Annotated in this window: 10 protein-coding genes; 8 read left to right on the top strand and 2 right to left on the bottom strand. The window is 44.7% G+C overall.

Annotation, left to right across the window (positions count from 1 at the left end):
- Nucleotides 1-212: 212 nt before the first annotated feature.
- Together rapA and rluA are read left to right on the top strand one after the other, a co-directional pair.
- Nucleotides 213-3119, top strand: a complete 2907-nt coding sequence (gene rapA, locus PR795_RS10195; RefSeq protein WP_181480205.1) for an RNA polymerase-associated protein RapA — start codon at nt 213-215, stop codon at nt 3117-3119.
- Nucleotides 3120-3195: 76 nt separating this feature from the next.
- On the top strand, nt 3196-3846 hold the full coding sequence (rluA, locus tag PR795_RS10200) for a bifunctional tRNA pseudouridine(32) synthase/23S rRNA pseudouridine(746) synthase RluA (RefSeq protein ID WP_006659213.1): 651 nt from the start codon (nt 3196-3198) through the stop codon (nt 3844-3846).
- Between the two features lie 140 nt (nt 3847-3986).
- Here rluA and djlA read toward each other — a convergent pair whose 3' ends face one another.
- Nucleotides 3987-4802 (bottom strand): co-chaperone DjlA, encoded by an 816-nt coding sequence (gene djlA / locus PR795_RS10205; protein WP_272516828.1) that lies wholly within the window; start codon nt 4800-4802, stop codon nt 3987-3989.
- Between the two features lie 204 nt (nt 4803-5006).
- Here djlA and lptD point away from each other — a divergent pair, with 204 nt between their 5' ends.
- The 6 genes from lptD (at nt 5007) to apaH (ending at nt 11763) form a co-directional block, all read left to right on the top strand.
- Nucleotides 5007-7367: an LPS assembly protein LptD gene (lptD, locus tag PR795_RS10210; protein ID WP_181480923.1), complete on the top strand. Its 2361-nt coding sequence runs from the start codon at nt 5007-5009 to the stop codon at nt 7365-7367.
- A gap of 68 nt (nt 7368-7435) precedes the next feature.
- Complete coding sequence (gene surA, locus PR795_RS10215; protein ID WP_036962849.1) at nt 7436-8758, top strand: peptidylprolyl isomerase SurA; 1323 nt, start codon at nt 7436-7438, stop codon at nt 8756-8758.
- Complete coding sequence (gene pdxA / locus PR795_RS10220; protein WP_006662960.1) at nt 8739-9731, top strand: 4-hydroxythreonine-4-phosphate dehydrogenase PdxA; 993 nt, start codon at nt 8739-8741, stop codon at nt 9729-9731. Before surA ends, pdxA begins: the two co-directional genes overlap by 20 nt.
- Nucleotides 9728-10537 (top strand): 16S rRNA (adenine(1518)-N(6)/adenine(1519)-N(6))-dimethyltransferase RsmA, encoded by an 810-nt coding sequence (gene rsmA / locus PR795_RS10225; RefSeq protein WP_006662959.1) that lies wholly within the window; start codon nt 9728-9730, stop codon nt 10535-10537. Before pdxA ends, rsmA begins: the two co-directional genes overlap by 4 nt.
- 18 nt (nt 10538-10555) lie before the next feature.
- A complete protein-coding gene (gene apaG / locus PR795_RS10230) occupies nt 10556-10933 on the top strand; it encodes a Co2+/Mg2+ efflux protein ApaG (protein ID WP_006659207.1) in 378 nt (125 codons plus the stop codon).
- Between the two features lie 2 nt (nt 10934-10935).
- Nucleotides 10936-11763, top strand: coding sequence for a bis(5'-nucleosyl)-tetraphosphatase (symmetrical) ApaH (gene apaH / locus PR795_RS10235; protein ID WP_006659206.1), 828 nt, complete (start codon nt 10936-10938; stop codon nt 11761-11763).
- Nucleotides 11764-11842: 79 nt separating this feature from the next.
- On the opposite strand, the gene folA is transcribed toward apaH, so the two are convergent.
- Nucleotides 11843-12337: a type 3 dihydrofolate reductase gene (gene folA, locus PR795_RS10240; protein WP_006659205.1), complete on the bottom strand. Its 495-nt coding sequence runs from the start codon at nt 12335-12337 to the stop codon at nt 11843-11845.
- Nucleotides 12338-12487: the final 150 nt, after the last annotated feature.

Consider the following 12487-nt stretch of genomic DNA (forward strand, 5'->3'; position numbering starts at 1 on the left):
CAGCTTGGCGAGAAAATCGGCTATACTCATCATAATTCGAGCAACGCGACTCGAAAGAGAAAATAGCTATAATTGCCAAACGGCAAAACGATTAAAAAATTTCGCATCACCCTTGGTATATAACCGTTATATCAACACTGGGCAAAGACACCGATTAGTTGTCTTAAACATCTAAAAATAAACAATCAAAATTATGGAATTAAATTAAACCTATGCCATTTACTCTTGGTCAACGCTGGATCAGCGACACAGAAAGCGAACTTGGGTTAGGCGCCGTCGTGGCTATTGATGCCCGTATGGTGACGTTGCTTTTCCCTGCAACAGGGGAAAACAGACTGTATTCACGAAGTGATGCGCCCATCACCCGAGTGATGTTCAACGAAGGTGATACCATCACCAGTCACGAAGGTTGGCAGCTACAAGTTGAAAGTATTCAAGAAGATAAAGGGTTACTGACCTATACCGGAACGCGCTTAGACACCCAAGAAGCGGATGTCAGTTTGCGAGAGGTTTTCCTCGATAGCAAATTGACGTTTAATAAGCCACAAGACAGGCTGTTCGCGGGTCAAATCGATCGTATGGATCGCTTCGCTCTGCGTTTTCGCGCACGTAAATTCCAAAGCGAACAAGTTAAACACCAAGCCACTGGCTTACGTGGTATCCGCGCAAGTTTAATCCCTCATCAGCTGCATATTGCTAACGAAGTAGGTAAACGTCATCATCCGCGCGTTTTACTGGCAGACGAAGTGGGCTTAGGAAAAACAATCGAAGCGGGTATGATTATCCATCAACAATTGATGGCGGGTCGTGCTGAGCGCGTCTTAGTGATTGTACCGGATAGCTTGCAGCACCAATGGCTAGTCGAAATGCTGCGCCGCTTTAATTTACGCTTTTCCCTATTTGATGATAGCCGCTACAGTGAAGCGCAACATGATAGCGATAATCCATTTGAAACTGAGCAGTTAGTGCTGTGTTCTTTGGATTTTGTTCGCCGTAATAAACAGCGCTTTGACCAACTCGTTGACGCAGGCTGGGATATGATGGTGGTTGATGAAGCTCATCACCTGCAATGGAGCGAAACCGCCCCAAGCCGTGAATATCAAGTCATTGAAACGTTAGCGGAACATGTTCCGTCTGTGTTGCTATTAACCGCAACCCCTGAGCAGCTTGGTCAAGAGAGTCACTTTGCGCGTTTGCGCCTCCTCGATCCTAGCCGTTTCCACGACTACCAAGAGTTTTTAGCTGAGCAAGAAAACTATCGCCCTGTCGCAGATGCGGTTTCACTGCTGCTGTCTGGCGATAAATTAACGAACGATCAGCAAAATATACTGAACGAACTCATTAAAGAACAAGATATTGAGCCGTTACTGAAAGCTGCGAATCTTGAAGGTGATGACAGCCAAGCCGCTCGCCAAGAACTGATCCACATGCTGATGGACAGACACGGTACTAGCCGCCTGTTATTTAGAAACACTCGTAATGGTGTCAAAGGCTTCCCACGCCGTGAATTGCATTCTTTAAAAATGCCACTGCCAACTCAATACCAAACGGCAATCAAAGTCGCTGGCATTATGGGCACGAAAAAGGATGTGGAAACTCGCGCAAAAGAGATGCTGTATCCTGAACAAATCTACCAAGAATTTGAAGGCGAAAACGCCACTTGGTGGAACTTTGACCCACGTGTTGAATGGCTGATGGGCTTCTTAACCGCGAATCGCCACGAAAAAGTACTGGTTATCTGTGCTAAAGCTGCCACCGCATTGCAACTTGAGCAAGTTCTGCGTGAACGTGAAGGGATACGCGCCGCGGTATTCCACGAAGGTTTATCGCTGTTAGAGCGTGACCGTGCTGCTGCCTACTTTGCTTCACAAGAAGAGGGTGCACAGGTTTTACTGTGTTCAGAAATTGGCTCCGAAGGCCGTAACTTCCAATTTGCTAACCAATTAGTGATGTTTGATCTGCCATTCAACCCTGACCTGCTTGAGCAGCGTATTGGGCGTTTGGATCGTATTGGTCAAAGCCGCGATATCGTCATCAACGTGCCGTACTTAGAAAATACTGCGCAATCTGTGTTGATCCGCTGGTACCACGAAGGGTTAGATGCATTCGAGCATACTTGCCCAACGGGTCGTACTATTTACGACAAATACTATCAGCAACTGCTGCAATTTATGGCAGAGCCAACTATCACTGACGGGTTTGATGAATTTATCAAAAACTGCCGTGAAGAACACGATGCACTGAAAGCCCAGTTAGAGCAAGGTCGCGACCGATTGCTGGAAATGCACTCAAATGGTGGTGATGCGGGTAATCAACTAGCCGAAGAAATTGGCGAAGGAGATAACGAAACTGAGTTAGTCAACTTTGCGTTGAACTTGTTTGATATCGTAGGCATCAATCAAGAAGATAAGAGCGATAACTTAATTATCCTCACGCCATCAGATCATATGTTAGTCCCTGATTTCCCAGGATTACCACAAGATGGTTGCACCATCACCTTTGATCGTGAGCAGGCTCTTTCGCGCGAAGATACACAGTTTATTAGTTGGGAGCACCCAATTATTCGTAACGGTTTGGACTTAGTGTTATCGGGTGATACCGGTAGCTGTGCCGTGTCTGTTTTGAAAAATAAAGCATTGCCAGTCGGTACATTACTGACCGAATTGATTTATGTGGTTGAAGCTCAAGCCCCTAAACAACTGCAAATCAGTCGTTTTCTACCCGCAACGCCAGTACGTTTATTAATTGATTTAAAAGGTAATAACCTCTCTTCACAAGTGGAATTCGAGAGCTTTAACCGCCAATTAAATGCAATTAACCGTCATATGGCGAGCAAGTTAGTCAATGCGGTACAAAACGAAGTGCATTCAGTGCTACGACTCTCTGAACCAATGATTGAGAAAGAAGCTAAATCTATTATTGAGAATGCGAAAGAAGCGGCCGATAAAGCTCTAACTCTTGAGCTGTCACGTTTAGAAGCACTGAAAGCGGTTAACCCGAATATCCGTGATGAAGAACTCGACATTATCGAAGAAGAGCGTCGCCAATTGATAACCAATATCGACCAAGCATCATGGCGCCTCGATGCTATTCGCCTCGTGGTTGTCACGCATCAGTAGAGAATGTAGCTCGGCACTAGCGGTGCTGGCTGATAGCAGCCAACACCGCTACAGCGTGAAGAATGAAGGATAAAAAATGTTACCCTATAATCCGCCAACAGACCCTTGGCTATATGTCCTTTACCAAGATGAACATATCATCGTAGTAAACAAGCCTAGCGGTCTGCTTTCAGTGCCAGGGAAAGCCCCTGAGCACCATGACAGCATTATGAGCCGTATTCAGCGAGATCACCCTGCTGCTGAATCTGTTCACCGTTTGGATATGGCAACCAGCGGAGTAATGGTGGTTGCGCTGCACAAAGCCGCTGAGCGGGAACTCAAACGCCAATTTCGAGAGCGTGAGCCCAAAAAACACTATGTTGCGCGCGTATGGGGTCATTTAGAAAAGCCCGAAGGTTTGGTGGATTTACCACTAATTTGTGATTGGCCGAATCGCCCTAAGCAGAAAGTCTGTTTTGAAACGGGTAAATCGGCACAAACCGAATACCTTGTTCTGGAATATGAAGAGCAAGCCACACGAGTTAAACTTTCCCCCATTACTGGGCGCTCGCATCAATTACGTGTGCACATGTTGGCACTGGGGCATCCAATCCTTGGGGATAGATTCTATGCTCATGAAGAAGCATTAGCATTGGCGCCACGTTTGCAATTACATGCTCAGGAGCTCTATATCACACATCCAGAGTATGGTACGCCAATGCATTTTACTTGCCAGCCAGACTTCTAACTGTCGCGTCGAATTTCCCTAATCACGCAGACTACCGCAAGGTCATGCCGATTGAATAAATCCCTAGGCACGTAGATAACTGCGTAACTAGGGAATCCTGCGAAGCCAATAACACCGAAGTACAAAATATAGTGGGGAAATTATTTGAAGCCTCGTTCTTTTTTGACTAGATCATAAGCGGCTTGAATTGACTGCGCTTTTTGCTTAGCTATCTCCATCATTTCCGGCGGTAACCCTTTTGCTACCAGCTTATCCGGATGGTGTTCACTCATCAGCTTACGATATGCGCGCTTAATTTTTGTCGGCTCATCATTCACAGCGACACCAAGCACCTTGCAAGCATCTTCCAGCGTCGGTCCATTATTTTGCTGATAGTATCCCCCAGACTGCTGTTGAGAGTAACCATGACCAAACTGACGACCGCTTTGAATCATACTCAAGAACTGTTCGAACTGAACTTGGGAAATGCCGAGCTCTTCTGCAATGATTAACAGCACTTTCTTTTCATTCGGATGCAATGAGCCATCGGCAAAAGCAGCTTGCAGTTGAATTTCCAGAAACATCTGAATTAGGTCATGCCGACCATAACATGCCATACGCAATTGCTTTAAAACATCACGTAGTGGAAACTCTGGCGATTTCCCTTCTCTAAAGGCTTGCTGAGCCGCTTTACGCGTTTCCCCATGCAGTTGCATTCTATCCATCAAATTCGACGCTAACTGAATGTCTGTCTCAGTAACACGCCCTTTCGACTTGGTTAAATGCCCTAGTATTTGGAAGGTACTCGCGAAGAAAATAATTTGTCTATCGCGCTTATTGATGGAGCTGGCGAACTTACGTTGAGCCGAGGCTTTATCAAAACCGTGTCCAATGAGTAAGCCTGCTAGTGCTCCCCAAAACCCTAAACCGGAGACAATAGCGAGTATCACCCCAATAATTTTACCCCAATAGTGCATATATCCCTCAATTCTTCAATGCTCAGAATGCAATTTTGCATTATCATACTATCCATTCTGCTTTTGTGCATAACGATAAAGAGCCTAACAAGTTGCTAACAACGAACGCCACAGTTTTGATATTATGCTGGCGAAAACGGATTGGCTAAGATAGTCTTTGAGCGTTTGCCGACTGTGCCCATTTGACGGACTCCTTATTTAATGATGAAAAAAAGTTATCCCACAATAATCGCCACCATGGTATGGGCGGCTATTTATAGCCAGCAAGCACATGCTGATCTTGCAGCACAATGTATGCTTGGGGTGCCTGTTTATGACAAACCGCTGGTCACTGGCGACTCCAATAGTTTACCGATTGAAATTCAAGCTAACGATGTCACTGGGGAATACCCTAATTTTGTCGAATATACAGGCAATGTTGATATTCAACAGGGTAACCAAACTCTCACCGCAGATAAGGTCAAACTGACGCAAACCCAAAAAAACGGTGAAGAACCTGTTCGTGAAGTGACGGCAACGGGTAACGTTCATTATGATGACCCTCAGATTATCCTGAAGGGACCTTCCGCATGGTCGAATTTAGATAACAAAAATACTGATGTTGATGACGGTAACTACATGATGGTAGGTCGTCAGGGTCGCGGTGAAGCGAAAAAAATGAAAATGCGAGGTGAAAACCGCTATTCCATTATGGAAAACGGAACCTTCACCAGCTGTTTACCGGGAAGTAATACCTGGAGCGTTGCAGGCTCTGAAGTCATTATTGACCGTGAAGAAGAAGTGGCTGAGATTTGGCATGCACGCTTCCGTATTGCGGATGTCCCTGTATTTTATAGTCCATATATGCAGCTACCAATTGGTAGTAAACGTCGTTCTGGTTTCTTGATCCCGATGGGAAGCTATTCAAATAATGACGGGCTGGAATTCACACTCCCGTATTATTGGAACATTGCCCCGAATTACGACGCTACTATCACACCACAGTTTATGACTCACCGTGGCGTTAAATTAAATAACGAATTCCGTTATTTAATTACACCTGGTACAGGCACCATGGCTTTCGATTTTATCAACCATGACCGTGCTTATATAAAAGATAAAGAGAATGGTAAACGAGATGCACGTGACAGCGATGACCGTTGGTTATTCTACTGGCGTCATTCAGGCACCTTTGCTCAACACTGGAACTTTGGTGCAGATTATACCAAGGTAAGTGACCGCCAATACTTTACTGATTTTAGCTCTCAGTACGGTAGTACCACCGATGGTTATGCCACGCAAAAATTTAATGTCGGCTATTCAGATACGAACTGGAACATGAATGTTATCCATAAACAGTTCCAAGTCTTCGTTGATAATCCAAACCGCCGCGCGTATAAAGCAGAGCCGCAAATCGATTTTAACTATTATCAAAATAACGTCGGTATGTTGGATTTCCATACCTATGCACAAGCTGCCCGCTTTACCAGTGTAGGTGAAAATAACCCAGATGCGACGCGTTTGCATATCGAGCCAGAAGTCAGCATGCCGCTGTCCAATGGCTGGGCGCAAATGAACAATAGTGTCAAACTGTTCGCAACACACTATGACCAAGACATTCCTAAAGCTCAAGAAAACAGTGGGTTAGATAAAAATGTCACCCGTGTACTACCGTTATTAAAGAGTGATGCGAAAGTCGTTTTTGAACGTGACCTATATCAAGGCAGTGATTTCGTTCAAACTTTAGAACCGCGCGTCCAGTACTTGTATATCCCGTATAAAGATCAGGACAATATCAATAACTACGATTCATCATTGCTACAATCTGATTACTCAGGTTTATTCCGTGACCGTATCTACAGTGGTTTAGACCGTATCGCCTCTGCAAACCAGTTCACCACCGGTGTAACCACTCGTATTTATGATGAAAACTTAGCCGAGCGATTTAATTTCTCCGTCGGGCAAATTTACTATTTAGAACGCCCTCGCGCAGGTAATTCAACAAGAAAAATAGATGATAAGAGTGACACTGGTTCATTACTGTGGGCAACCGATGCCATGTGGCATATTGATGAAAACTGGGGCATCCGTGGAAACTTACAATATGACCGCCGTCTCGGTAATATCACCATGGGGAATGCGGTTACTGAATATCGTTTAGACTCAGATCGTTTGATTCAACTTAACTACCGTTTTGTCGACCGAGACTATATTCAAGCAACCTATCAAAAAGATAATGAGCAGGTGTATAAGCTCCCTGAATACCAACAAGGTATTTCACAAGTTGGTACCGTGGTTAGCTGGCCGTTAAGTGACAACTGGGGCTTTGTGGGCTCTTACTATTATGATACCAAGCAGCAACAATCAGCGAGCCAGCTCGTCGGATTACAATACAATGCGTGCTGTTGGGCAGTCAATTTAGGGTATGAACGTAAGATTGTCGGTTGGCAGAAAGAGAAGTTTAACAGCGAATATGACAACAAATGGTCAATTAATGTGGAACTTAGAGGCCTAAATAACAATCATAGTTTAGGTAGTCAGGAGATGTTGAAACAAGGTATTATTCCTTATCAACGTGCTTTCTGATAATAAACAACATAACGATCACGATTAGCCCGCATATGCGGATTAAAAGTCAATTTTATAGGACCATTATGAAGAATTGGAGAACGCTTATTCTAGGACTGATGTTCGCAAGCTCTGCTAGTTTAGCTGCGCCACAGCAAATGGATAAAGTGGCTGCGGTTGTCAACAACGGAGTTGTACTGGAAAGCGACGTCCAGAATATGATCAACACAGTGAAACTGAATGCGCGTAACGCAAATCAACAAGTTCCTGATGATCAAACCTTGCGCCAGCAAATCATTGACCGTTTGGTTATGGATAACATCATGTTGCAGATGGCCAACCAAATGCAGATTAATATCCCTGAAGAAGCAGTTAATGCCACTATCGCGGATATTGCTCGCCAAAACAATTTAACCTTACCTCAGATGGAAAAACGCCTGACGGCAGATGGCATTAACATTGCCAAATACCGTAGCGAAATCCGTAAAGAAATGCTATTAGCGGAAGTGCGTAACAATGAAGTTCGCCGCCGTATTACTATTTTACCTCAAGAAGTCGATGCATTAGCGGACCAAATGGATTCTCAAATGAACGCGCAAAAAGGCGTGAATTTAAGCCATATCCTGATCCCACTGCCAGAAAACCCAACGCCAGAACAGCTGGCGAAAGCTGAATCTTTAGTCGATAAAATCTTAAGCGACCTGAAAAAAGGCTCTGATTTCGGTAAATTAGCGATTGCTTACTCTGCTGACCCTCAAGCACTGAAAGGTGGAAACATGGGTTGGTCACGTCTGCAAGAACTGCCTGTCGTATTTTCTGATGAACTAAAAAATGCGAAGAAAGGCGACATCGTCGGTCCAATCCGCTCTGGTGTTGGCTTCCATATTTTACGTGTAAATGAAGTTAGTGGTGATACTCACCAGCCAATTTCCGTCACTGAAGTTAAAGCGCGTCATATCTTACTGAAATCATCACCAATTATGGATGATGCCACAGCAAGACAAAAACTGACTCAGCTGGCTCAAGAGATCCGTAACGGTAGAATTTCATTTGAAGAAGCCGCTAAAGAGAACTCTGAAGACCCAGGTAGCGCATTAAAAGGCGGTGAGTTAGGCTGGAACATGCCAGATGTTTACGACCCAGCATTCCGTGATGCGTTAATGAAACTGAAAAAAGGCGAAATCAGCCAACCTGTTCCTTCAAGTTTCGGCTGGCACTTAATTCAATTAGAAGATACTCGTAGTGTCGATAAAACTGATGCGGCGAAGAAAGATCAAGCGTACCGTTTACTGTTCAACCGTAAGTTTAACGAAGAAGCGCAGACTTGGATGCAAGAACAGCGCGCAGCAGCTTATGTGAATATCGTCGATGGTCGCCAAAGCCAATCTAATGATGAACAAGCAAAATAAGCCCATTATCATCACCCCCGGCGAACCAGCCGGGGTAGGTCCGGATCTCCTGATTCAGCTGGCTCAACAAGCATGGCCAGTTGAATTAGTCGCTTGTGCCGATCCGGATTTACTTCTTCAACGTGCTAAGATGCTCAACTTGCCATTAACTCTGCACGAATATCATGCAGATCAGCCGCAATCGTCCATGGCAAGTCACCTTTCCATTGTTCCTGTTTCGTTGAACGTGCCTGCTGAGCCTGGAAAGCTGAATGTTCGTAATGGCGAATACGTCACTGAAACCTTAGCCCGTGCCTGTGATGGTTGTTTGAATGGCGAATTTTCTGCCATTGTGACGGGACCGGTTCACAAAGGCATTATTAATGATGCAGGCATTCCATTCAGCGGTCATACTGAGTTTTTTGCTGATAGAAGCCACTGTGACCGCGTTGTGATGATGCTCGCAACTCAAGAGCTACGTGTTGCCTTAGCCACCACGCACCTCCCGTTAAAAGATGTGTCCGATGCGATAACTCAGCAAAGCTTGCATGAAGTCATCACCATTTTGCATCATGATCTGCAAACTAAGTTTGGCATTGAAAACCCGCATATTTATGTTTGTGGACTTAACCCGCATGCAGGAGAAGGCGGACATATGGGAACGGAAGAGATTGATACCCTCATTCCAGCCCTAGAAACACTGCGTAAACAAGGTATGACCTTAATGGGTCCGTTACCCGCAGACACCTTATTCCAACCGAAGTATTTAGAGGATGCAGACGCTGTATTGGCGATGTATCACGATCAGGGACTACCTGTGTTAAAATACCAAGGTTTCGGCAGAGCGGTAAATATTACCCTTGGTCTGCCATTTATCCGTACTTCCGTCGATCACGGCACAGCGCTTGAATTAGCAGGTACGGGTCAAGCCGATGCGGGCAGTTTTATCACCGCATTGAAATTAGCTATCCAAATGACACAAAAGAATTCATGAATAATCGAGTCCATCAGGGGCACCTTGCCCGCAAACGTTTCGGGCAGAACTTTTTAACTGACCAATTTATTATCGACAGTATTGTGGATGCTATGCACCCGCAACCAGGACAAGCCATTGTAGAAATTGGTCCCGGTCTTGGTGCATTAACTGAGCCTGTTGGTAGCCGCATGGATAAAATGACGGTAGTTGAGCTTGACCGCGATCTCGCCGCTCGCCTGCACGTCCATCCTCAATTAAAAGATAAACTGACCATCATCCAACAAGATGCGATGACTGTAGACTTCGGTGAACTGGCAAAACAAGCTGGACAGCCAATACGTGTCTTTGGTAATTTGCCTTATAACATCTCAACCCCGTTGATGTTCCATCTGTTTACATTCACCAACCAAATTTCCGACATGAACTTCATGTTACAGAAGGAAGTGGTTAACCGGTTAGTCGCAGGTCCGGGGAGCAAAGCTTATGGTCGTTTAAGTGTTATGGCACAATATTACTGCAATGTTGTTCCTGTGCTCGAAGTTCCACCAACCGCTTTTGCCCCGCCACCAAAAGTGGATTCAGCAGTAGTAAGATTGATCCCTCACAAGGAAAATCCATACCCTGTGAAGGATATTAAAGTATTAAGCCGTATTACGACTCAAGCATTTAACCAACGTCGTAAAACTGTCCGCAATAGTCTTGGGGATTTATTCAGTGTTGAGCAGTTAACCGAGTTGGGTATCGACCCAGGTACACGCGCTGAAAATATCTCTGTTGAGCACTATTGTAAGATGGCAAACTATCTGTGTAATTTATCGGAATAGAGAATCTGAGGAGGCACAATGCTGAATGATCCTAATGTGAGCATCCAAGTTCAAAGTGTCTACATAGAAAGCCAATCCCAACCTGAGATCGCCCGTTTCGTCTTTGCGTATACCATTTGTATCCGTAATGTAGGGCGAGTCCCGATACAGTTAATGAGCCGGTATTGGCTCATTACCAATAGTGATGGCCGTAAAACTGAAGTGCAAGGTGAAGGCGTGGTTGGCGAACAACCCGTGATTTTACCGGGCAAGGAATATCGCTATACCAGCGGTGCAATATTAGAAACACCAATGGGTACGATGGAAGGCTATTACGTCATGCTGAGCGACCAAGGAAATCACTTCCATGTTGATATTCCTGCATTTCGTCTCGCCATCCCAACACTGATTAATTGATTATGTCCACATATATTGTAGGTGATATACACGGTTGTTATCGTGAGCTGCGGGAACTTCTTGATAGCGTGAGTTTCGATCCACAGCAAGATACATTATGGCTAACAGGTGATCTTGTCGCCCGCGGTCCCGATTCACTGCAAGTATTGCGCTACGTGAAAAGCTTAGGGTCATCTGCACGATTAGTACTTGGCAATCATGACCTACACTTAATTGGTATTTATTGCAAAATTAGCCGTAATAAACCCAAAGACCATCTTGATGAGCTACTGAATGCGCCTGATATTGATGAATTAATCAATTGGTTACGCCGCCAGCCACTGTTGCAAGTCGACGAAGACCAAAAAATGGTCATGACCCACGCAGGGATAACCCCTCAGTGGGATCTCGAAACAGCCAAAATGTGTGCTCGAGAAGTGGAAGCCGTTTTATCTAGCGATGCCTACCCACTTTTTATTGACTCGATGTATGGTGATATGCCAAACAATTGGTCTGAGAGCTTAATGGGGCTCGCACGTTTACGCTACAGTACGAATGCCCTTACCCGTCTGCGCTATTGTTTTCCTAATGGTCAGCTGGATATGGACTGCAAAGAAAGCCCAGCTAAAGCCCCTGCGCCTTTAAAACCGTGGTTTTCTCTACCAAGTCAATTCCCTGAAGATTACTCAATTTTCTTTGGTCATTGGGCATCACTGGAAGGTAAATTTACACCAGAGCATGTGTATGCAATGGATACGGGTTGTTGCTGGGGAGGAGATTTAACGCTGCTTCACTGGGAAACTAAAACATTCCATAGACAAAAATCTCACCAAAAACGTCGTAAAGAGTAAGTGTTTTCTCAGATACCAAAATGATAGATAGTAAAATGGCACCTAACAGTGCCATTTTTATTGACTAGACCAACAACGATTAGACGCGACGAGTCAGAACTTCAATGCAGAAACCGTGGCTATTCGCTTCGTCTGCTTCGTGATACTCAGTGAAAATAGAATCCCATTCATCGGGTTCATAGGCAGGGAAATGTGTATCTCCAATCACTTCCGCATCTACATGGGTCAAATACAGTTTATTGGCGAGTGGTAGAAACTGCTGGTAAACCTTGCCACCACCAATCACCATAATTTCATCGGCACCTTCAACTGCTTTCGCAGCTTCTAATGCTTCTTCAATGGATTTAACCCAGATAACACCGGTTTCAGTCCCTGCTTGACTACTTAAAACAATATTAACACGCTGTGGTAAAGGGCGGCCTAACGCTTCATAAGTCACGCGTCCCATAATCACAGGTTTATTCAATGTTTGACGTTTAAACCACGCCAAATCACCAGGTAAATTCCAAGGCATCGCATTTTCCATGCCGATAACCTGATCGAACGCCATTGCTGCGATTAAGCTAATATTCATCTAACCACCTTAGAAACGAAATATAAAAATTGTGCACACTATACGGAAACAGACATACTACGTCGACTAAATTTAATCTTCCTTAAATACGACGCAATCCCTTATACTCGAACGAATCAAGTCAATGCACTAAACGATGTTTACAACGCT

This window comes from Providencia sp. PROV209, assembly GCF_028479485.1.
In the GTDB taxonomy this organism is placed as follows: domain Bacteria; phylum Pseudomonadota; class Gammaproteobacteria; order Enterobacterales; family Enterobacteriaceae; genus Providencia; species Providencia alcalifaciens.

Excerpts from the sequence above, each read along its gene's own strand:
- rapA (WP_181480205.1), top strand. The coding sequence starts at position 213 with ATGCCATTTACTCTTGGTCAACGCTGGATCAGCGACACAGAAAGCGAA.
- rluA (WP_006659213.1), top strand. The coding sequence starts at position 3,196 with ATGTTACCCTATAATCCGCCAACAGACCCTTGGCTATATGTCCTTTAC.
- djlA (WP_272516828.1), bottom strand. The coding sequence starts at position 4,802 with ATGCACTATTGGGGTAAAATTATTGGGGTGATACTCGCTATTGTCTCC.
- lptD (WP_181480923.1), top strand. The coding sequence starts at position 5,007 with ATGAAAAAAAGTTATCCCACAATAATCGCCACCATGGTATGGGCGGCT.
- surA (WP_036962849.1), top strand. The coding sequence starts at position 7,436 with ATGAAGAATTGGAGAACGCTTATTCTAGGACTGATGTTCGCAAGCTCT.
- pdxA (WP_006662960.1), top strand. The coding sequence starts at position 8,739 with ATGATGAACAAGCAAAATAAGCCCATTATCATCACCCCCGGCGAACCA.
- rsmA (WP_006662959.1), top strand. The coding sequence starts at position 9,728 with ATGAATAATCGAGTCCATCAGGGGCACCTTGCCCGCAAACGTTTCGGG.
- apaG (WP_006659207.1), top strand. The coding sequence starts at position 10,556 with ATGCTGAATGATCCTAATGTGAGCATCCAAGTTCAAAGTGTCTACATA.
- apaH (WP_006659206.1), top strand. The coding sequence starts at position 10,936 with ATGTCCACATATATTGTAGGTGATATACACGGTTGTTATCGTGAGCTG.
- folA (WP_006659205.1), bottom strand. The coding sequence starts at position 12,337 with ATGAATATTAGCTTAATCGCAGCAATGGCGTTCGATCAGGTTATCGGC.